Raw genomic sequence first — 20,043 nt, 5'->3', positions numbered from 1 at the left:
CCGCCTACAAGGAGTTCCAGATGGCGGTATTCGTATCGTGCCAGAGTGGCTTGCACCATTCGCCAAAGTCACGGTCTGTGAGCGCAACCATGGCATACTCGCCGGCCACCCAGAGGTAGGTGCCGGACATGCCGAAGTGACCGACGGCGTCGGTAGGCAGGGCGCCCATCCAGTGGTCTTTGTCGCCGTGAATTTCAAAGCCAAGGCCCCAGGTGCAGTCTTTAAAGCTGCCGTAGCCCGGAACGATGCCGCGCAGGCCACCGAAATGGACGCAGCGCATATCGGCCACGGTGGATGGGTGCAGCAGCTGCGGGTCCTGGACTTCCGCGGCAAAGGCCGCCAAATCTTTCACCGTGGAGACCAAGCCGTGGCCGGCCGAGCCTTCGAGACGAGTGGAATCCATGCCCAACGGGGTAAGTACGCCCTCGCGTAGGTACTCGGCAAAGTCCATGCCCGTGGCATCAGCCACGGTATCTGCGGCCCACTCATAACCGGCCGAGGAATAGATGCGGCGTTCGCCTACCGGCTTCTGCGGCTCCCGGGAGTCAAAGGAAATGCCAGAGGCGTGTGCAAGCAGGTGTTCCAAGGTCGAACCTTCCGGACCGGCCGGTTGCCCCAATTCCACGGCACCTTCTTCCACGGCCAGCATCACGCCATAGGCCGCGACCAGCTTGGTCACGGATGCCACCGGAAACTCGCGGGCGGTATCTCCTACCGTTTCTATGACCTCGCCGCGGTGCAGCAAAGCACCGGCCACCGTATCCGCGGGCCACTGGCTTATTTGGCTAAATTCACTCATGCCCTACAGCCTACTGAGCCAAGCCCTCCCAAGGCCCACACTCTAGGGCCGAGCGAGAGCTAGGGAAGTTAACCTCCAGTTAAGACAAAAAGAACTCTTTATGGAATTGGCCTCGAATCGCTTGCACAGGCGACAAACATGACAAAGCTTTAAGTCATGCCTAATAATTCTCAGAATCAGCCCGCTAGTGCGCGCGGAAACGTCAATCGCCGCCGCTTCCTGCAGACTACCGGCACCGCCGGCGCCGCTATCGCTTTGTCCACCGCCGCCGCCAACTCTGCTAATGCACAAAGCAGCCTCTCCCCGCGCGTGGAGCAGCACATGGTCGAGCCCAAGCTGGGTGAGCGCCCCTTCCTCCACGGTGTGGCCTCGGGCGATCCTATTCCAGATTCGGTCATTTTGTGGACCCGCGTGACCCCGGATGCCGATGCCATGCCGGGATCCGGCTTGGGTGAGGCCACCCGGGTGGAGTGGGAAATTGCCAAGGATGAGGGTTTTGGGGACATCGTCAAGAAGGGCGAAGTGACCACCGATGCCAACCAGGACCACACCGTGCACGTGGATCCGCACGGCCTAGAGCCGGAGACCGTGTACTTTTACCGCTTTAAGGCGCAGGATAAGTACTCGCCCATTGGTCGCACCAAGACTGCCCCGGCGCTGAGCGCCTCCCCGGAAGAGCTCACCTTCGGTGTGGCTAGCTGTGCAAACTGGGAGTCCGGCTTCTTTAACGCCTATGGCGATATTGCCCAGCGCGGCCGCGCTGACCAGCTGGATTATATGATTTTCCTGGGCGATTATATCTACGAATACCCGCAGCGCGAGTACGCCGGCGATGGCCCGGTGCGCCTGCACCACCCGGCGCACGAGATTATCTCGCTAGAGGATTACCGGATTCGCTTCGGCCGCTACCGCACCGATGAAAACCTGCAGGCCGCACACGGTGCGCTGCCGTGGGTTGTGGTGTGGGATGACCACGAGGTGGCCAACGATAATTGGCGCGAGGGCGCCGAAAACCACACCGAAGGCAAGGAGGGTGCCTTCCTCGACCGCCGCAAGGCCGCAATGCAGGCCTACTTCGAGTGGATGCCGGTGCGCGTAACCAATCCGTCTGAGCAAGGCCACCTCTATCGCAGCCTGACTTTTGGTGACCTGGTAGAGCTGACCATGATGGACCTGCGCACCTACCGCGATGAGCAGGTGCGCTTTGGTCCGCACAAGATGGCCGCAGAAGGCCGCACGATGCTCGGATCCGAGCAATACAATTGGCTGCTCAATAAGATTGAGACCTCTTCTGCGAAGTGGAATATGCTGGGCAATTCCGTCATGTTCTCCCCCATGAACCTGGCTACCCTGCAAAAGGATGACAAGACCAAGCCGGTTTCTTCTTCACTGTCTTCCAATATCACCGGCATTCCGGTCAATGGTGACCAGTGGGATGGCTACTCTGCAGAGCGCCGCCTGCTTATCGACGCCCTTTCCAAGCACGATGCCCACACTCTCTTCGTCACCGGAGATATCCACTCCGAGTGGGCGCACAATATCAGCAAGGATGGCCGCATCTTTGGCGCCGAGATGGTCTGCGCCTCCGTTTCTGCGCCGAATGTTAACGAGCAGCTTAAGCTGCCGGAAGGAAACGAGCTTTCCAAGCTGGCTGAGCGTTACCTGCTGGGGGCCAACCCGCACACCCGCCACGTGGACTTGGATCACCACGGCTATAGTTTTGTGACCGTGCGCCCGGATTCCGCAGAAATGCACTGGCTGCGCGTGGATAACCTGCTGACCGCTAAGTCCCCGGTGCGCGAAGCCGTGACCATGACCTGGCGCCCAGGCGAGGGCTACACCAAGTAAATGTAAGTTCTGTCACATGACAGGCACTTGGCGTTAACGAACGGGTAGTATACCTTCGATAGGCATAGTGAAAGACCCTCTCTGGGGAATTTCACTACCTATCACTCTGATGCCTCTCGGCCCCCTTTATGCCGCGGATTCTTCCCTAGTCCGCGGCATATTCATAATCGATGTAGCCGCGCTCGCCGCCCAGGTAGAACGTATCCTGATCCGGCTCGTTGAGCTCCAAGCCCTCACGCCAGCGGCGCACTAGGTCCGGGTTGGCGATGAGCTGGCGGCCCACCACTGCGGCATCCACGTAGTCCAGCTCGATTTCACGCTGCGCATCTTCCTTGGAAGTCACCGTGGGGAAGCCATCATTCATCAGCACCTTGGTCACGCCATTTGCGCGGGCCTTTTGTGCCAGCGTGGCGATGAGCTCGCTTTCCGGCTCGCCGTGTAGCAGGGATACGTAGGCCAGGTTCAGCGGTGCCAGGGCATCGAGCAGTCCGCCGTAGGTGGCCATCATATCGTCCTGGTCATCTTCGATAACACCCTGCACATTGTGCGCCGGCGAGAATCGCACGCCTACGCGGTCGGCGCCGATTTCCTCCGCCACGGCGCGGATGACCATCTCCGGCAGGCGCCAGCGATTTTCCGGGCTGCCGCCGAATTCATCCTCGCGTTTATTGGACGAAGCCGCCATGAACTCATGCAGCAGGTAGCCATTCGCGTTGTGGATTTCCACGCCGTCGACGCCGGCGTCAATTGCCCGGCGCGCACCCTGGCGGAATTCCTCCACGATGCGCGGCAGCTCTTGCTTCTTCAGCTCGCGCGGGACCGGCGCTGCCATCTTGCCGGAAAAGCCACGCACGGTTCCGCCCCAATCGAAAGAGCTAGGGGCCTCCGGGTCCGCACCATCGATCAGATCTGGGTGGCTGGTGCGGCCACCGTGCATGATCTGCATGAACAAAGTGCCGCCGGCCTCATGGACTCGGTCTGCCACTGCACGCCAGCCTTCTGCCTGTTCCTCGGTAGCAATGCCTGCCTGGCCCGGGAATGCGCGGTTGGTCCACGCCGGGAAGGTTCCCTCCGTGACGACCAGACCGGCCGTGGCACGCTGCGAGTAGTACTTCTGGTGCAGCTCGGTAGGTATGCCGCTTTCGCCTGCGCGCTGGCGGGTCAGTGCCGCCATGGTCACGCGATTATCTATCGTGTATCGGCCAAGTTCCAGAGGTTCAAATAGTGAAGTCATGCTAGGTGCAACGCGCAGCTAGCTCGCACTATTTCATCTTTGCCACACAAAATCATTCCTGCACGTCAATGGCAATGACATGAGCGTTTCTGCCGTCCTTGCCAACCACAATAGGAAGCAGTAGTCGAAATAGAGGGCACGTCCTACTGACGCGGCTCTACCGGAATCTCTGTGCCCGTGCTGTCGGCGGTTCCGGAAGCTTGGGCGCCGTCGCCGGCATCGCCTCCCGCAGTGGGTGCCGCGCCGGAGCCGGTCCCGTTCCCGGAATCTGTCCCCGCGTTGTCTGCTCCATTGGCAGCGCTAGGGGCCGGGGAAGCATTACCAGTAGCGCCTGTTCCCTGCCTGCCGCCGGCAGGCGTATCAGTCGCGCCAGCGTCATTAGTGCCCTGGGGGTAGTCGGTCTCCGTGGGAGCGGCACTATCTTCCGTTGGTTCGGACCGCGTACCGGTCTCGGTGGTTTCAGGGGTGGGTTGGGTTGAGGGGGCGTCGGAAAGCTGCGAGGAGGAGGTTTCCTTGCCGCTGTCGCGCCAGTGCTCGGGCGAGAGCCAGCCCGCGTCCGCGTTTTCGGGATTGCTCGAGGCCAAGGCCAAGGCACCGACGACAAGCAGCGCGAGGACAAGGCCCGTGGTGGAGGCGCGGACTCGGCCACCGAATGTGGCGATCTTTTGGAACTTGCTATTGGCCTCCAAGCCACGCCAGATGCCCTGGGAGGGCTCTGGTTCTTGGTCGTCCGCATCAGACAGCGCGGGTTTTCCGGGGCCGTCGCTATCCGGGCCATCCACCTCAGCGTCCGCGGTGGTGGCACTGCGCTCCACCTTCGTCTCAGGGTGGGACCCCTCCCCTGCGGTGGAAGCATCCTTTACGGATTCCTGAGCCGCGGTATTTCCCTGCGGTGGGGTCAGCGGGCGCTGCAGTTCATCGAGATCGGCCACGTTGTAGTGGTCCCAGAACTCCGAGAGCAGCGCCGAGCGGATAGCGCGTTCCACCGCCCATTGGCGGGCCGGGTTAACGGTGACCAGTACGCGATAGGTCACGTGCCACGATTGGCCGGCGGCCTGCGGGGCAACCAGCTGCGTGGCTGGCAGCACCTCAAGCTCACCGTTGACATCCACGGCGATGGATGGCTCTTGGATAGCCTGCTCAGAAATGGTGCGCACGCGGCGCGTGATCTCCGGTAAGGTCTCGCCTTCTTGCACGGGCACGTCGAAGTTGACCACGGCGCGCGACCATTCCTGGGAATAGTTCGTTACCGCACCGGCAGAACTATTGGGCACGGTGACCAGCTCGCCGGTGGGAGTGCGCACCTTGGTGGTGCGCAAAGTCAGCATCACCACGGTGCCTTCCACATCGGTCACGCCATCAAAGCTGACGTAATCGCCTACACCGAATTGCTTTTCCGAAAGGATGAAAAAGCCGGAGAGGAAATCCGCAATGATGGACTGCGCACCAAAGCCCACGGCGGCCGAGACTATCGTTGCCGGCACCGCCGCGCCTACCGCGGGCACGCCAATATTGGTCAGCGCGGCCCAAATGATGAGGAAGTACGCGATGGCCTGCACGATGTAGACCAGCGCACCGGTCAGCGCCAGACGGGCCTTGGTAGCCTCTTCCTCTTCATCGAGGCGGCGTTCCATAATGCGGATCGCCAGCCTGCCGATGCGCGGGATCAAAATGCCTATGAGCAGCAGCGCGATAAGAGGTAAGCCGTGGTCAACGAAGATGCTCCACAGCTCGTAGAAGTAATACTTCAGGTTCATGCCTCTACCGTAGGCCGCGGAGCTGAAAACTGGATGCCAGTTCACTGCCAGCCACCATGCAAACACTCCCCCTAACACTGCCTCTAATTCCCGTATGCCCTGCACAAACTCCTGCACCCACCGCCTTGTTTGGCTACGGTATGGGGCATGAAGAAATCATTCCTTATTCCCTTCTTTTCCCTAGCCCTTTTGCCACCGGTTGCGGCGGCAGCGACGAAACCGCCACCACCATTTCCACGGTGAAAGAAACCGTTACGGAGACGGCCTCTGAAACGAGCTCTACAGAATCCAGCACTGAGGAAACATCCACAGAAAAAACGACCACGGAAGTAGCAACTACAGAGGCCGCGCAGCACGCCGAACCGCAAACAGAAAATCAGGAAGCCGTGCAACCGGCTACCGAAAACCAGCCGCAGGAAAACACCGCGCAGTATCAATGCGCGGACGGCACCTGGGTGGAGTTTGCCGCGTTGTGCAAGGAGTCAAACGCTCAACCGCCGGTACAAGCGCCCAATGGGCCGAGTGCGGAATGTCCGGCCTACCTGTGCGGCTATGGCAACGATGCCAACGGCAACCGGAATAAGAGCTCCGGAGAAATCCAGACCCAATATGGCTGCGAGCAAGGCTATATCACGGACCCGCAGGTTTGCGGCGCGGTTGGGCGCTAAGCCGCCGCACTAAAGAACCGCGGGGCTAGTCGCGGGAGTCATAGCGCTTCATGAGGCGATCAATGAGTTCATCCGTAAGCTTGTCATCTTCCAAAATGGCATCCAAGAGGCGCTGGGATTCCTCGTGGGAGGATTGTTCCTCTTCGTTATAGGAATCACCGGTGAGGTCCACGCCGAAGTCCGTGTCCTCGCCTTCTGCTACCACTGCGCTGAGCTGATCCACATCGGATTCGAAGGACTCCAGAAATTCGCTGGCCTCCGCCGCAGCTTCTTTGCGCCGCTTACCAGAGCGCACTTCCTTTTCAATGCGCCGCTGCAGCGCTGCCTCCATCTGGCGGTGACGCCAGGAACGCAGCCGGTGCGGCTCGAGGCGACGCCCCACTGCACGGCTTTTATTCTCGGCCTTTTTCGCTAGGACCTTCACCTGTGCGGCGGTGTCATTAATAGGTGCCCAATCCTGGTAGGCCGGCACGCGCCACCCAGCCCAAATGCCCAGCAGCGCCAAGAAGATGGAGACCAAAGGCCCAATGATCATGCCCACCGCCATCATGTCGAAATGGTGGCCTACCAGCACAATAATCGCACAAGCCACGGCCGGAATGACTGTTGGCTGGTTATCACCAAAGACGCTCGGTTCGCGCCCCATCACGATGTCACGAATCATCGATCCACCCGTGGCTGTAAACACGCCCATCATGATGCAGGGAATAAGCGGCAGGCCGTAGGTAATGGCCTTCACCGCGCCGGTGGCGGCCCACAGGCCGGAAACGACGGCGTCGCCATGCGCCTGCAGATAATCCCAGGTCTTGCCTTTGAAGTAAACAAAGCGAGCGATCAGCGCACCGGTAAAGGCCAAGTAGAGGTATTCCGGCTGGCTCATTGCTGCCACGGTGCCACGGTTAATGAGCACGTCGCGCACCATGCCGCCGCCTAGGGAAGAAAACATCGCGATGAAGAAAAAGCCGATGATATCGTAACCGCGCTTGCGCGCCATAGTGCCACCGATAATTCCCATCAGCAGTACACCACTGATATCGGACCAGCGGTAGAGAGATTCAATGAGCGGATCTACTTCAACCATATGGTTATTAGACTTCACCGCCCGCGCCTGCGCAATCAGCACACCCATATGCGCAGTTAAGCACAAGGAGGCGCCGGCACTGCTTGCCGACGCCTCCCTATCACCGTGGGGCCAGCGGGGCTCGAACCCGCGACCAACGGATTATGAGTCCGTAGCTCTAACCGACTGAGCTATAGCCCCACGCAGATTGCACGCCCAACAGGGCGACTCTCTGCCCTGAAAAGATTAGTCAAAGAGCGGCCAAAGACCAATTTGCCGAGCGCATGCCAACCCCGTGCGGTATAAGTAAATTATGCGCCACATCACACCCTATATCCTTATCGCCGCTGCCCTTGCCCTTTCCGCCTGCTCCGCCGACTCGGACCAGTCCTCCTCCATTAACTCCGACGAGCACTCCTCTAACAACCAAGGCTCCAAAAGTGGCGCCAGCTCCAACGAAGAAGCCAAGGATGTCATTGGCACCTGGGAACAAAAAATAGGTAAAGGTGAGCACACATCCACCTTCACCGCTAGTGTGACCGAAGAGGTCATCACCGTGGAGTGGGATTACAGCTCCGACAATGATGAACCACTGTGGATTGGAACCTTTGACGCTGCCAAGGCCGCCAAGGGCGAAACGGTAGCATCCAAGAAGGACGTCGGCGGCGTGAGTCCCGTATCCGATCGCCTGATGCCAGATAGCCTGGACTTCAAGCTCGAAGACGATCAGCTTAAATTCACATTCAACACGGACAGTGCCCGACTAGACGTCGCGTTAAAGAAAATTAGTGACGAGCCCGAAACCAAAAATGAGCTCCAAAACACCGATGCCACCCGCTCTTTCAAAGACGATGTTTTGGAGCTCCCCACCGCCACTGTCAAGATCACCGGACACCACGTTATCGATCCGGGCTCCCCTGGAAACCGGATTGGCGATAAGCCCATCCTTGTCTTTGACTACGAGATGACCAATAAGACAGACAAGGAGCTGCGGACTGCGGATTTCTCCTCCATGTTCACCGCAATCCAGGATAACGACGAGAACTCCGTCAATGAGCTCAAAACCGGTTTTAGCGAATACATCGATACTGACAACATGTTGGACAAAATCAAAAAGGGCGGCACGGTCAAGAGTTCCGCCGCCTTCGAGCTTGATGACCTCACCACCCCAGTAGAACTGGTAGCTAGGGAAAAATACGGCGAGGAAGAAGTAGGCTCGCAGACCTACAAACTGGAGGAATCTACCCCGATGGATCCCGCGCCAACGGACGAAGACTCGAGCCCGGAGTTGCCCAAGAAAAAAGACAAAGATACTCATTCCGTTTAGTTCCGCAGTGGATGCGCCCATCGTCTTTCCCTATGCCCAGAACGCAGTTCTCATTGGGTTCATTTCCTCCTTCCTCGGCGGACTTGTCGGCCTTGCAGTCCTTTCCACCTGGCTCAATCCAGCCTTTGGCATTGCGCTGATTCTGCCTGGTTTGGTGCCGCACTTCTTCACCGGCGGTGCAGCAGGCGTTTACGGCAATGCCACCGGTGGGCGGCGCGGTGCCGCATTAGGCGCCTTTGTCAACGGCCTCATCATTACTTTCCTGCCGGCATTCCTCCTCGGTGTCTTGGGTTCCTTCGGCTCCGCGAATACCACTTTTGGTGATGCTGACTTTGGCTGGCTCGGCCTGCTGCTGGGCTGGTCCATCCATGCCGATGGCGCCCTGGGCCTCGTCTTCATCGCCCTCATCGCGCTGGCCATTTTGGCCTTGGGGTGGGTGTGCCAGCGCAAGCTTGTCGACGCCCACTGGGACCCCACTCCCCACCGTCCTTCCCCCATCAGCAACGCCGATGCCGCCGCAACCAGCGGTGCAACCGGCGCGGCCACTTCCTCCGGGACAGCCAGGAAGTATCCGAAGGTGCTTCCGCCAGAAGGTGCGCCCGTTCCACCTGCACGCATAGATCACTAGCCGCGCGCCACGCCCCGAAGGGCGCTACAGTATCCCTATGCAGCGCCCTTCCCTATTCCCTCTCGCGTCCGTCCTCCTCACTACCGGTCTTGCGCTAAGCGCCTGCGGCTCCGGTTCAGACTCCAGCTCTGATTCCGCCCCAGCAGAAGAGCCAGCCTTCGCTACCGCGCAGGACAATAACTCCGCGGCTGATGAAGCCGAAAAGAAGACCAGCGCCAAAGAGAAGAAAGAGAAGACGGAGTCCCGCCGTACCGAGACTGTCACCGAAGTAGCAGAGCCGGAGCAGCCTGCCCCACCGGCTGGTGGAAACCACAACATCCATGTAGGCCAGATTGGCGGCTACTGCGGTACATCTTCATCAGGCGATTCCATCGACGCCGGCGATGCGACTTCCTGCGAATTCGCCGCCGCGGTCTTTGACGCCGCGATGCAGGCCAGCTATACCCGGCGCTCAAAAAGCCCCACGGTGACAGCGACATACCACGCCGATATCACCGCCAGAAGTCCGGTGACCAAGCAGTCTTATAACTTGGACTGCCACATGGGCAGCGATCAGAGAAACTTAACGTGCGAAAAGCCCGGAGATAATACGGTTCGCGCCTCATTCGAAACCGCAGATAGAAGCGTGTGGACTAAGCGCGTTGCCACCACGAACTAAGCCCCTACCTCACAAAGTCTTCTTCGGACGGCCACGGTAGCTCCACATCGATGGGAGTAGCGGCAAGGATATCGAGAGACTCTTTAAATTCCACTAGGTCGAGGCCTAACTTCTCATAGGCTTCGACCATTGCTTCGGGGATGCACTCGGCGCGGGAGCGCAGGGCGTCGCCGTCGGCGGTGAGACTAGCGAGGGTGCGGCGCTCGTCGGCGGGATCACGGCGCCGCTCCACAAACCCCTGCTTTTCTAGGCGCTTAAGCAGCGGAGTGAGCGTGCCGCTATCCAAACCTAGGCGGGAATCAATGAATTTAAGTGGCACCGGTTCGTCGGCCTCCCACAGCACCAACATGACCAAGTACTGGGGATAGGTCAGCCCCAGCTCATCGAGGAGTGGCCGATAGGAACGCACTACCGCCCTACTCGCACGGTAAATCGAGAAGCACAGCTGACTATCGAGAGAAAGGTAATCAGTGGGCGCGTCATTCATAGCCAAAAGTATAGACGCCAAGAAAACATTGCCCACAATTTAATGGTGTACAATCAAAAGTGGATGTTGAAACCGGATTGTGAAATCGAAAGGAGCAATCATGGACGCCATGTACACCACCGAGGCCCTCGCCACCGGAGCAGGCCGCAACGGCCACGCCACCGTCAAGGACTCTGACCTCGACTTCACCCTTGCCATCCCGAAGGAAATGGGCGGCAGCGGCGAAGGCGCCAACCCGGAGCAGCTTTTTGCCGCCGGCTACGCCGCTTGCTTCCACTCCGCTCTGCAGGCCGTGGCGCGCAACCAGAAGGTCGAGCTGGGTGACTCTGCGGTGGGGGCACGAGTGGGCATCGGAAAGCAGGGCGAAGGCTTCCAGCTCGCAGTGGACCTGGAGGTTTCCATCCCAGCTCAAGACAAAGACACCGCCCAAAAGCTTGCCGACGCCGCCCACCAGGTCTGCCCCTACTCCAATGCCACCCGGAGCAATATTGAGGTCACCGTCAACGTCGTCGAGGACTAGAATTCTTGCGTACAATCGGCGGACGTACAAAGACCCGATAGAAAAGGAGTCATTATGGACGCCGTATACACCACCGAAGCACTCTCCACCGGAGCAGGCCGCGACGGCCGCGCTGTAGTTAAGGATTCCGATCTGGATTTCACCATGACCGCCCCAAAGGAAATGGGCGGCAGCGGTGAGGGTGCTAACCCTGAGCAACTTTTCGCTGCCGGTTATGCCGCCTGCTACCACTCCGCGTTGAAGGCAGTGGCTAAGGACAAGGGTGTTGACGTGGAGAACTCCTCCGTCGGCGCTCGCGTTAAGCTGGGCAAGAACGACGAGGGCTTCTTCCTCGGCGTGGACCTCGAGGTCACTATCCCAGGCGTTGAGGACGCCAAGGCACAAGAGCTTGCCGACGCCGCGCACCAGATGTGCCCTTACTCCAAGGCCACCCGCGGCAACATCGAAGTCAATGTTGGTGTTGCGCAGGACTAATCCTGACACCTAGCCTTTTAGCCCCTTGCTACAGCATTGCTGTGGTGAGGGGTTTAGCTGTTTCCGCAGTCAATGAATTGCCAAACGACACCATTTAGAGAGCACTGCGCTGACTAGGGCCAGGTTCCTTGGTAGCTTCATTCCTACGCGAAATAAGACCGAGAAGCTTTGCTGAGGATGGAAAGTGAGTCAGGAATCGTACACGTTCACCAAGTACCTTTGTAGTAGCCGCCCCTTCTCAAAATCCCAGGTTGACAGGCTGGGAGAATTTTACGCAGGAAAGCGAAGCTCACCACCAGACAGCCACGGAGAGATCATCGCTTGGTACGAATGGCTAAAGGCCCAAACACTTGATCTTGTTTCCTTTGCCATAGCTTCTCAAGAGCGGGACGGACAAGGACCGTTTGAAATTGCACAATCTTCCCGAGTAAAGACCAAGTCATCGATAGCCGATAAGATTAACCGAGGGGCCAGGCTATCGACGATGCAGGATTTCGCTGGTGTCAGATTCGACATAGGAGCTACCCACTCGACCCTGCTCAGGATCGCTTCCACGATAAAGTCTTTAGCCGAACAGGCTCACGCAACTGCACAGATCAGGAATTACCTCACCGATCCCCAACGGGGATATCGAGCAGTGCACGTCTGGCTCACCAGCACAACCGCAGGACGGGTGGAAGTCCAACTGCGCACCCAACTTCAAGCTGAATGGGCCAATACATTCGAGAAATTGGCGGACCTTACGGGTAGACGCATTCGATACGAAGATGACTATCAGCCCAGCGACCCCTACCTTCGAGCAACGCTGGCCAATCTACTTGGACTTTCAGAAAGCTTCTACGTTTCAGAAGCTCATCTAGAAAAGGGGTTTAATGCCGCTCAAATAAATTTGCAAGCAATAAACACACCCACACGCGCCATTCCGGTCGATCCGCTAGTACACAGGGAACGAGCTAAGATTTTCCAGACAATGGCCCGTTACGAAGAAACTTTGGCCAACACCGCGGAAACCAATATTGGTTCATTGAAAATCCTGAGGCAGACGCAAGATATACTGTCACGGTATCCATATGGAAAAGGGCGGAATTATGACTGATTTCATCATCATTTACAAGCGCAAATCCGGCGAATCCTACATCAAGCAATATCCCAACTCTGCTCACGCTGTGAAGGAACGTCTCCTCCGCGAAGCCGAGGTCAGCGATCCCGACACCGAGGTCGCCCACATCTCTGCCCCGTCTTTGGAGTCCCTGAAAAAGTCCCATTCCCGGTACTTCATGGGAGAGGTTCACATCGCCGACGATGCAATCGGGGCTGCGTAGGCCCTCACTCCGCCAGCCTCCCCCACCAAGCCCTCTACATCGCTGGTACCACCGCAACGCGCATTCCCCTCCTGCTCGTTGCCACCATCCTCATCGGGGGTGGCATCGCAACGCTCGAGGCCCCGCCGACATCCTCATCTCCGCCACCACACTGCACCGAGTATGGAGCATCGCATTGGGGTCGAGGTTGCCGGTAGCGGGGTAGGCAGCGGCCCGCCGCCTACTCTTGAACGGCGCGAGCTAGCTCCACATTCTCGTAATAAGCAGAATGCGCCTTAACCGCATCACTGACATCGTGGTTAACGGCAAACGGCGCGTCCAAGCCCTCAAAACCGATCGCCTTCCTGCCACCCATCGCGGCAGGATATAGGTGCCCGAGGACCCGGTCATTGTGGGAATGGTAATTATGGACGACGCCAGATAAGAATTCACCTGCAGAATCCCACTTCGCATCTTGGCCAATGGCCGCACCTAGAAGATGCACGGCTTCGACCCGGACCTCGTTTTCAGTTCCGGCAGCGCCCGCAAGTGCAGTAGCGAGGTTGAGCATGACGCGGCCACCCAAGCTATGTCCTACGAGTACCACAGACTCTAGGTTGGAGCGCTGGATAATTGCGGCGAGAGCCAAGGCAGTCTTATTAGCACGGTTAACTGCAACCGTCCATGGGTTCTTGACCAGGTCCACAACACCTAGCGCCAGACCGGCAGGCGTTGCCTTTTTAGCCAACTTCTTACCAGCATGCTTGACCATACCTTTCAGCACGGCGCCGCCCGCGAAACCAGCGCCTGGAGCTAAGAAACCAGCAAGCTCCCGCATTTCCTTGCTGCCCCACGTCACAAGGTAAATCGGGGAATCGGGATACGCGGCTTCAACCGATTTAACTTCGGTACGCCAATCCAGCTTCTTCTCAGTGGTAAAACCACGTGCGATGAGAACGGGCGTGCCGCTCCCCTTGCGGACGCACTGAATATCAAAGGAGTCATCCTCGCCAATATAGGAGTTAAGCGCTTTCACTCCGTATGCGGAGCCGAGCAGTCCACCAGCAGCGGCAACGACCATGCTGCCGCCAGCCATACCTAAACCGCCAGAAGCCAAGGAGCCGAAGCCGAGCGCTGCTAAGCCAGCATTGTGGGCAGCAGCACCAGATAGCCCAAGAACCGTGGTTCCATAAGCGCTGCCTACCATCGGTGCAGCAACCCATCCACCGGCAACTCCGAGAACTAGAGCGCCGGCACCAACAGCAGCAAGCTTGGCTGCGCGACCAACATTGGCCGCCTTAAATTCGCGCAGCTCGCGCCACTGGGTGAGGTCAGCAATGCGATGGTCGAGGCGCTCAAAATCAGGGACTTGGTGAAGGTGTTCTGCACACACGGTCGGCAGAGCCACTAGGCCCAGGCCAGCAGCGGCGAAGTTATCGCACTGGGGCACGGTGCAGTGGGACGTCGCCGAGCCACAGCTCTCGCATACATACAGCGATTTAGAGGTGGATTTCCTGTGGGTAGATTTGGTCAAGCAACGAGAGCACCAGCCTTCCTCGGTCTCGCCGCTTAGCGTGTCCATGAGTTCGGCCAAAGTCGTGGCCAACTTTGCGGAAGCAATGGCTTGCTCCCTCAGCTCTTGGACCTCTCCCTCGTGGCGCTTGACTGCGCGCTTTACCGCCTTAGCGGTGAAGTCTCTTTGATCATCTGGGCTAATAAACTCGTTATTGAAATTGAAGTCTTCCTGGACCGCAGCCACGACAGACGGAAGTTGCGCTTCCACATCATCCGACTCCTTCTGCCCCACCGCGGCAAGCCACAGCGCATCAACTATAGCCGGCGATCCAGTAAGCTCCGCATCACCCTCTACCTCCGGCGACTGGACATCACCATGCCGCGCAACACGTACAACCCGCCCAAGATTGGAACGCAGCTCGCAGGAAAAAGAGCCATCATCCTCAGAGTTGAACGAAATTGCGGCAGACTCAATGGAGTTCTTCTTGGCCATGGCGCGTAGCATTTCAGTAAAGGATTAAGGAATATTTAGATTTTATACCAATCCTTCAACATACAGCGCCTTAGAGCCGCTTGCCGACGCCCCATCTTCCCCACACCTCGACTTTCCGCCAGGAATGAGGAAAGCTCATGGCAAGCGCCCGTCACCACAGCGGATTCGCTGCACGCAGCTATGTGATCTCGTAGTCTCACCTGGGCAGAAACGCACCCCCTTGGCCCCGAATTGCTCTTCAGAGCCGATACTGATTGCACCAGAACGTCCTAGAATCAATTCACATGCTGGCAGACCTATTCTTCCCTTTCCCTTTTTCTGGCTTGCCTGCGCTCGCGCTTTCGAGCACGCTTTGCTTTGCGGATGCCGACAACCCACTTCGGAACAAACGGCCACGGAAGCGGAATCCCGAACGCACCTGTGCATCCAATGAGCCCGATGCCGAGAGCTACCATGAGCGGAACCTTCAGCACCGTGAAGACAAACTCGGGAGGGTTTAAACTATCGACCAACCCTGCGATACCTAGTACACCAAAAAATAACGAGCCGTAAGGATAAAAGAAAAGGGGGCCATCCTTTGCTCCGCCTTCCGAATCGCTTGAGTCGTACCACTCTTCCGATCTGGGTTCCTTCCGCTCACACTTGATGTAGTAGGTCCAGAAGAGCACCATGACCAGCACTGACCCGGCGCAAAAGAGCAGATAGAGAATATCCGTGTCCATGGATATGACCTCCTGTGGTGGGGTTGACCGCAATTCGTGGACACGTAGTGGGGCTACCTAGTGCTTAGGCAGCTATTTCTTTTCTACTGGTGGTTAGACCAATGTGGTTTTCGAAGTCGACGGGACTGACCATCCCTAGTGCAGAGTGCCGGCGCCGACGGTTGTAAACGACTTCCATCCAGTAGGCAACGGCCTTGCGCGCAGCATCGCGGGTAGGCCAACGCTTACGGTCGTAGAACTCGGTTTTAAGCGTCGACCAGAACGACTCAGCCATCGCGTTATCAAAGCACACACCAGTACGCCCCACAGACTGAGCAATGCCCAGGTTATGGCAGACTTCCCAGAGCTTCTCGCTGGTAAATTGCGTTCCGCGGTCAGCGTGGAACACCAGCCCATCAGGAACGTCACCGCGCAGTGTATATGCCATCCGCAGGGCCCGTTCGACCAGGCATGTATCTTGAACGCTATCCATCGCCCAGCCCAGCACCCTGCGGGAATGGCCGTCGCGGACCGCACACAAGTACAACCATCCCTCGCTGGTGCGTAGGTAGGTAATATCCGACATCCACACTCGGTTGAGATCACCAGTATCAAACACGCGCTTGACCAGGTCAGGAAGACTCGACTGACGCTTAGCTTGAATCGTTGTCACCGGGACAAAGGCACGCGGTGAAATCCCTTCAATGCCCATCATGCGCATCCGCTTAGCCACAGTCTTGCGATTCAGGGTGATCCGGTAACGCTCGGTAAGTTCTGCGGTGATCCGGGGAGCACCATAAACCTCATCGGAGTCTTTCCAGATCTGATGAATCTTGCGGTCAACGTCATCGTAAAATGTTGCACGATTATCTTTTCCGGATAGTCGTTTCTGCTGCGTATCAGCCCATTTGTAGTATCCAGACCGAGACACTTTTAATAGCCGTGCCATGCGTTTGATGCTGTAGTTTGCCTTCTCCTGCTGCATCAATTCGAACTTTTCTGCTCGCGTTGCTTCGCGGCGAAGAAGGCTGTCGCTTTTGACAAAAACTCATTATCCATCTTGGCTTCCGCCAACTCACGGCGCAGACGAGCATTCTCAGCACGAAGATCCGCCTCACTCATCCCATCCGAGGCCCCTCGGCGTTCACGCTCGAGTTTGACCCACCGGCCTAAAAGCCCGGCGGAGACGCCAATCTCCTTAGCCACATGAGCGATCGGGCGCTCTGACTCGATTACCAAGTTCGCGGCTTCACGCCGGTACTCCGGCGTGTACTTCTTGCGCTGTTGACTCACAATGAACATCCTCTCCTACGGACACAGGATCCGTACAAATAGGGTGTCCACTAAACGAGGGTAACCTCAGTGGATACTGGTTACGGTATGTAATTCAAACGCTACCAGCGTCTGCTGAGCTAAGGCATGAAACGAAACGACATACGGATGCGCACAAGCGCCGCAACCAAGGACAACGTTTAAGACCGACCACTTGTGATGCTTGTAGCCTTGCGACCAGTAGGCTGCCGTCCCTTTAGCGTGTCCGGCCTCCACTTTGACCGCACCACGCAGGCGCTCCCGCCTTCGCCCTGCTCACTAGCGAGTCCTCTGCCCCCGCCTTGCTTGCCGACGCCCCACCTAACCACCCCACCCCCGCGTGGAGCAGACCAACGTCGATGAATCGGAAATTCACAACTTCAGCAAGGCATCCATGCCACTGAACACTCGGACACCACCCCACCGCTTCCCACACGAGCGCTACGGCACCGTCTCACCGAAGACAGTAATGCTGCAGGAGTTCGTTCGGACTGGGCTAAAAGGGGCGGGCGCTTGGCGACGCCCTCTGCTCACCGCTCTACCCCAATCCTGAAATCGAGATTGCCCGCGCTTCCGCGCCTTCACTCGAGCCAATTCACCTTTTTGCGTCGAACCTTGCAGACGATCCTAGGACGTGTCTGCCAGGTACAAAAGTTCGATTAAATGTGCTGCAGCTCAAATGATTCAGTGATTCGATACTAATCGTTAGCCCAACTCCGGCCGGTACTTTTCCATAATCGCTTCCAAGTCACGGAACAATGCAGGGTCATACTTCGGGTGGCGGAGACCAAATTCAACACTGGCCGGAATGAAACCGGCTGGGTTGCCGAGGTCATGACGGATCCCCCCACCTTAAGGCATTGTTTAAGCCGAATTAACCCAGTGACACAAGGCACCTAACATTTCCGCGCGCTTGTCACCTCATTTTCTCCCTAAAGCAAAACAAGACGCATAAAAAGTGCTAAGTTCTTCCTGTTAGCCGTTTCTTCCACATGGGACTCGGTTTCAAAACTGTACGTAGGTAGGTTAGGAACCCCAAAATGACCAAACAAAAAGTTGCATTCGTCGGACTTGGCTACATCGGCCTTCCAACGGCTGTTGTGATGGCAAACTCCGGTGTAGACGTAACCGGAGTGGACGTCAATGCCGCAAACGTGGAGAAAATCAACCGCGGTGAAGTGACTATCGTCGAGCCAGGTCTCCAGGAAGAATTGAATAAGGCACTTTCTTCCGGTCGCTTCCGCGCTACCACTGAGCAGGTTCACGCCGATGCTTACATCATCGCGGTTCCAACCCCGTTCACGGATTCTTATGACGTTGACATGAAGTTCATCTACTCGGCCGCAGAGGCAATTGCACCTCAGCTTGAAGGCGATGAGCTCATTGTGCTCGAGTCGACTTCCCCACCGCAGACCACTGCAAAGATGGCTGAACGCATTCTCGAACTTCGCACTGACCTCGTTGCTGATGGTGCCGAGAATCCTGATGACAAGCCAGTTATATATTTCGCGCACTGCCCTGAGCGTATCCTCCCTGGGTACGCAATGGAAGAATTGCGCACGAATGACCGTATTATCGGCGGCCAAACTACAGAGGCCACCCGCCGCGCAACCGAGATATACGCAACCTTCTGCAAGGGGGAGCTTCTGCCAACTAACGACGTCACCGCCGAAATGGCAAAACTTACGGAGAACTCCTTCCGCGACGTCAACATCGCGTTCGCCAACGAGCTCTCCCTCATCAGTGACAATCTGGGCATCGACGTCTGGGAGCTCATTAACCTTGCAAACCACCACCCTCGCGTGAACATCCTGCAACCAGGCCCTGGCGTCGGCGGCCACTGCATTGCAGTTGATCCGTGGTTCATCGTCGCCGCTGACCCGGAGAACTCGAAGCTGATCCACACCGCCCGCAAGGTAAACGACGGTAAGCCGGAATGGGTTAAGCAGAAGGTCAAGGAGGCTGTGGCAGAGTCCAACGCTTCCAAGGTTGCTGTCTTCGGTCTGGCATTCAAGGCAGATATCGACGACCTACGCGAGTCGCCGGCGCTGAATATTGCGGTTGATCTCGCTGAGGAACTCGAAGACAAAACCGTCTTCGCCATTGAGCCGAATGTTTCAGAGTTGCCAAAGCGGCTTAAGGGATTCGATAACGTCCAGCTCAAGGAATACAACGATGCAATTGCAGAAGCTGACGTCGTAGTCCTCCTCGTGGACCACAAGGAATTCAAGGAGTTCGACAAGACGAAGCTCGAAGGCAAGGAAATCATCGATACCAAGGGATTATGGAAATAGCCGAGTCCTTTCATTAGGGTTACTTCTACTGGGGCGCTTGGTCCGACCACGGTCCGCGTACTTCGTGCGTGGACCACTTCTTTTCTTCACGTATGTTGGGCTAAGTAGCAAAAGGGGATGCGGACATTTTTAGGAATATTCAGAGTAGCAGTTCGCGTCAGCGTTGATTGATGCTTAATCCGTCGAACTTGGACCTGACCCCGTTAGGTAGACACCCCTGTATTCCAGCCATTGTGGTTGGGGAGGAAGGTAATCTACCACCATGCCGCGTAAGGTTTACACGGAACAGTTCGAGCGCGACGCCGTCGCGATGCTCGAGGCGAGGCCAGATGCTTCGATGCGCAAAGTCGCAGAAGTGCTCGGGAGCAATCGCGCGACCCTGGGATATTGGTACAAGCAGTTTGGTACCAACGTTGCCGCTAAAGGTGCAGGCTCGTCAGCAGCAGGTAAGCTTGCTTATGCGGAGTGAATTCGCCAGCTAGAGCGCGAAAACAAACGGCTTCGTGAAGAGCGTGAAATTCTGCGCAAGGCCGCGAAGTATTTTGCGGAAGAGACGACCTGGCGATCCGCTTCCAGTTCGCCTGTGACCATATCCCCGACTACGCGGTTAAGCGGATGTGCGAAGTTCTAAACCTTAACCGGTCTTCGTACTACACGTGGAAGACTTCGGCTCCACGTCGTCGTCAGCGCCTTGTAGATGGCGCTGTGGTGGCCGCTTAAATCCAGACTATTTTCGACGCTGAAAACGGCGCCTGGGGCGCTCGTCGCATCACTGCCGAACTCAACAACCCCACACGTCGCGACGGTGCTACACCCCTGCCAAGCGGATCAATCGCAAAAAGTGGCCCGCTTGATGTGTGCCCAGAACCTGTTCGGATGAAGCGTCCTGTTTTTAGTTCCTACCTCAAGTAAGGAAGGATTAGGCACTATGCCCAGAAAGTATTCCGTCGAGTTTAAGGAGAAGGCGG

The 20,043-nt window shown here is 57.4% G+C and carries 18 protein-coding genes, 1 tRNA gene and 1 pseudogene; 11 read left to right on the top strand and 9 right to left on the bottom strand.

The window, feature by feature from the left end:
* Positions 1-4: 4 nt before the first annotated feature.
* Positions 5-799 (bottom strand): serine hydrolase domain-containing protein, encoded by a 795-nt coding sequence (locus ACLI1L_RS04305; protein ID WP_086587336.1) that lies wholly within the window; start codon positions 797-799, stop codon positions 5-7.
* Between the two features lie 156 nt (positions 800-955).
* Between ACLI1L_RS04305 and ACLI1L_RS04300 the strand changes: the two genes are divergently transcribed.
* Positions 956-2,647: an alkaline phosphatase D family protein gene (locus ACLI1L_RS04300; RefSeq protein WP_411708164.1), complete on the top strand. Its 1,692-nt coding sequence runs from the start codon at positions 956-958 to the stop codon at positions 2,645-2,647.
* A 145-nt stretch (positions 2,648-2,792) separates the two neighbouring features.
* On the opposite strand, the gene ACLI1L_RS04295 is transcribed toward ACLI1L_RS04300, so the two are convergent.
* Positions 2,793-3,881, bottom strand: coding sequence for an alkene reductase (locus ACLI1L_RS04295; protein WP_411708163.1), 1,089 nt, complete (start codon positions 3,879-3,881; stop codon positions 2,793-2,795).
* Between the two features lie 143 nt (positions 3,882-4,024).
* The gene (locus tag ACLI1L_RS04290) at positions 4,025-5,638 is read right to left on the bottom strand and encodes a mechanosensitive ion channel family protein (RefSeq protein ID WP_411708162.1); all 1,614 of its coding nucleotides are present in this window, start codon (positions 5,636-5,638) and stop codon (positions 4,025-4,027) included.
* A gap of 140 nt (positions 5,639-5,778) precedes the next feature.
* Between ACLI1L_RS04290 and ACLI1L_RS04285 the strand changes: the two genes are divergently transcribed.
* Positions 5,779-6,306, top strand: coding sequence for a hypothetical protein (locus ACLI1L_RS04285; protein WP_411708161.1), 528 nt, complete (start codon positions 5,779-5,781; stop codon positions 6,304-6,306).
* A gap of 25 nt (positions 6,307-6,331) precedes the next feature.
* On the opposite strand, the gene ACLI1L_RS04280 is transcribed toward ACLI1L_RS04285, so the two are convergent.
* Entirely contained in the window at positions 6,332-7,387 is a 1,056-nt protein-coding gene (locus tag ACLI1L_RS04280) for a trimeric intracellular cation channel family protein (RefSeq protein WP_200288823.1), read from the bottom strand.
* A 106-nt stretch (positions 7,388-7,493) separates the two neighbouring features.
* A tRNA-Ile gene (locus ACLI1L_RS04275) sits at positions 7,494-7,567 on the bottom strand.
* Positions 7,568-7,679: 112 nt separating this feature from the next.
* Here ACLI1L_RS04275 and ACLI1L_RS04270 point away from each other — a divergent pair.
* The 3 genes and pseudogenes from ACLI1L_RS04270 (at position 7,680) to ACLI1L_RS04260 (ending at position 9,979) form a co-directional block, all read left to right on the top strand.
* Positions 7,680-8,693 (top strand): DUF5067 domain-containing protein, encoded by a 1,014-nt coding sequence (locus ACLI1L_RS04270; protein ID WP_411708160.1) that lies wholly within the window; start codon positions 7,680-7,682, stop codon positions 8,691-8,693.
* A 4-nt stretch (positions 8,694-8,697) separates the two neighbouring features.
* Positions 8,698-9,321, top strand: a pseudogene (locus ACLI1L_RS04265) (PTS transporter subunit IIC); the annotation flags it as partial.
* A 37-nt stretch (positions 9,322-9,358) separates the two neighbouring features.
* Positions 9,359-9,979: a hypothetical protein gene (locus ACLI1L_RS04260; protein ID WP_411708159.1), complete on the top strand. Its 621-nt coding sequence runs from the start codon at positions 9,359-9,361 to the stop codon at positions 9,977-9,979.
* A 4-nt stretch (positions 9,980-9,983) separates the two neighbouring features.
* On the opposite strand, the gene ACLI1L_RS04255 is transcribed toward ACLI1L_RS04260, so the two are convergent.
* Positions 9,984-10,466: a MarR family winged helix-turn-helix transcriptional regulator gene (locus tag ACLI1L_RS04255; RefSeq protein ID WP_411708158.1), complete on the bottom strand. Its 483-nt coding sequence runs from the start codon at positions 10,464-10,466 to the stop codon at positions 9,984-9,986.
* Between the two features lie 100 nt (positions 10,467-10,566).
* Between ACLI1L_RS04255 and ACLI1L_RS04250 the strand changes: the two genes are divergently transcribed.
* The 4 genes from ACLI1L_RS04250 (at position 10,567) to ACLI1L_RS04235 (ending at position 12,782) form a co-directional block, all read left to right on the top strand.
* Positions 10,567-10,986: an organic hydroperoxide resistance protein gene (locus ACLI1L_RS04250; RefSeq protein WP_411708157.1), complete on the top strand. Its 420-nt coding sequence runs from the start codon at positions 10,567-10,569 to the stop codon at positions 10,984-10,986.
* A 54-nt stretch (positions 10,987-11,040) separates the two neighbouring features.
* Positions 11,041-11,460, top strand: coding sequence for an organic hydroperoxide resistance protein (locus ACLI1L_RS04245; RefSeq protein ID WP_049358550.1), 420 nt, complete (start codon positions 11,041-11,043; stop codon positions 11,458-11,460).
* A gap of 184 nt (positions 11,461-11,644) precedes the next feature.
* Positions 11,645-12,556: a RelA/SpoT domain-containing protein gene (locus ACLI1L_RS04240; RefSeq protein ID WP_411708156.1), complete on the top strand. Its 912-nt coding sequence runs from the start codon at positions 11,645-11,647 to the stop codon at positions 12,554-12,556.
* The gene (locus tag ACLI1L_RS04235; protein ID WP_316992147.1) at positions 12,549-12,782 is read left to right on the top strand and encodes a hypothetical protein; all 234 of its coding nucleotides are present in this window, start codon (positions 12,549-12,551) and stop codon (positions 12,780-12,782) included. Before ACLI1L_RS04240 ends, ACLI1L_RS04235 begins: the two co-directional genes overlap by 8 nt.
* A 220-nt stretch (positions 12,783-13,002) precedes the next feature.
* Here the strand turns inward: ACLI1L_RS04235 and ACLI1L_RS04230 are convergent, their stop codons facing one another.
* From ACLI1L_RS04230 to ACLI1L_RS04220, 3 genes are all read right to left on the bottom strand, one after another.
* Entirely contained in the window at positions 13,003-14,769 is a 1,767-nt protein-coding gene (locus ACLI1L_RS04230; protein ID WP_411708155.1) for a DUF726 domain-containing protein, read from the bottom strand.
* A gap of 296 nt (positions 14,770-15,065) precedes the next feature.
* Positions 15,066-15,491 carry a hypothetical protein gene (locus ACLI1L_RS04225; RefSeq protein ID WP_411708154.1) on the bottom strand — a complete coding sequence of 142 codons (426 nt, stop codon included), beginning with the start codon at positions 15,489-15,491 and terminating at the stop codon, positions 15,066-15,068.
* Positions 15,492-15,555: 64 nt separating this feature from the next.
* A protein-coding gene (locus tag ACLI1L_RS04220; RefSeq protein WP_411708084.1) for an IS3 family transposase occupies positions 15,556-16,772 on the bottom strand; the annotation gives its coding sequence in 2 pieces (ribosomal slippage) (positions 15,556-16,511 and positions 16,511-16,772; 1,218 coding nt in all).
* A gap of 1,049 nt (positions 16,773-17,821) precedes the next feature.
* Here ACLI1L_RS04220 and wecC point away from each other — a divergent pair.
* Together wecC and ACLI1L_RS04210 are read left to right on the top strand one after the other, a co-directional pair.
* On the top strand, positions 17,822-19,075 hold the full coding sequence (gene wecC / locus ACLI1L_RS04215) for a UDP-N-acetyl-D-mannosamine dehydrogenase (protein WP_411708153.1): 1,254 nt from the start codon (positions 17,822-17,824) through the stop codon (positions 19,073-19,075).
* 262 nt (positions 19,076-19,337) lie between these two features.
* Positions 19,338-19,544, top strand: a complete 207-nt coding sequence (locus ACLI1L_RS04210; RefSeq protein WP_288820121.1) for a hypothetical protein — start codon at positions 19,338-19,340, stop codon at positions 19,542-19,544.
* Positions 19,545-20,043 lie beyond the last annotated feature (499 nt).

Source organism: Corynebacterium sp. LaCa117, assembly GCF_046717765.1.
Classification (GTDB): domain Bacteria; phylum Actinomycetota; class Actinomycetes; order Mycobacteriales; family Mycobacteriaceae; genus Corynebacterium; species Corynebacterium kefirresidentii.
This window is presented reverse-complemented; position numbering and strand designations above follow the sequence as displayed.

Coding starts and splice junctions, on each gene's coding strand:
- ACLI1L_RS04295 (WP_411708163.1), bottom strand. CDS start 3,881: ATGACTTCACTATTTGAACCTCTGGAACTTGGCCGATACACGATAGAT.
- ACLI1L_RS04245 (WP_049358550.1), top strand. CDS start 11,041: ATGGACGCCGTATACACCACCGAAGCACTCTCCACCGGAGCAGGCCGC.
- ACLI1L_RS04255 (WP_411708158.1), bottom strand. CDS start 10,466: ATGAATGACGCGCCCACTGATTACCTTTCTCTCGATAGTCAGCTGTGC.
- ACLI1L_RS04260 (WP_411708159.1), top strand. CDS start 9,359: ATGCAGCGCCCTTCCCTATTCCCTCTCGCGTCCGTCCTCCTCACTACC.
- ACLI1L_RS04235 (WP_316992147.1), top strand. CDS start 12,549: ATGACTGATTTCATCATCATTTACAAGCGCAAATCCGGCGAATCCTAC.
- ACLI1L_RS04270 (WP_411708160.1), top strand. CDS start 7,680: ATGCGCCACATCACACCCTATATCCTTATCGCCGCTGCCCTTGCCCTT.
- ACLI1L_RS04285 (WP_411708161.1), top strand. CDS start 5,779: ATGGGGCATGAAGAAATCATTCCTTATTCCCTTCTTTTCCCTAGCCCT.
- ACLI1L_RS04250 (WP_411708157.1), top strand. CDS start 10,567: ATGGACGCCATGTACACCACCGAGGCCCTCGCCACCGGAGCAGGCCGC.
- ACLI1L_RS04300 (WP_411708164.1), top strand. CDS start 956: ATGCCTAATAATTCTCAGAATCAGCCCGCTAGTGCGCGCGGAAACGTC.
- ACLI1L_RS04290 (WP_411708162.1), bottom strand. CDS start 5,638: ATGAACCTGAAGTATTACTTCTACGAGCTGTGGAGCATCTTCGTTGAC.
- ACLI1L_RS04230 (WP_411708155.1), bottom strand. CDS start 14,769: ATGGCCAAGAAGAACTCCATTGAGTCTGCCGCAATTTCGTTCAACTCT.
- ACLI1L_RS04305 (WP_086587336.1), bottom strand. CDS start 799: ATGAGTGAATTTAGCCAAATAAGCCAGTGGCCCGCGGATACGGTGGCC.
- ACLI1L_RS04210 (WP_288820121.1), top strand. CDS start 19,338: ATGCCGCGTAAGGTTTACACGGAACAGTTCGAGCGCGACGCCGTCGCG.
- wecC (WP_411708153.1), top strand. CDS start 17,822: ATGACCAAACAAAAAGTTGCATTCGTCGGACTTGGCTACATCGGCCTT.
- ACLI1L_RS04280 (WP_200288823.1), bottom strand. CDS start 7,387: ATGGTTGAAGTAGATCCGCTCATTGAATCTCTCTACCGCTGGTCCGAT.
- ACLI1L_RS04225 (WP_411708154.1), bottom strand. CDS start 15,491: ATGGACACGGATATTCTCTATCTGCTCTTTTGCGCCGGGTCAGTGCTG.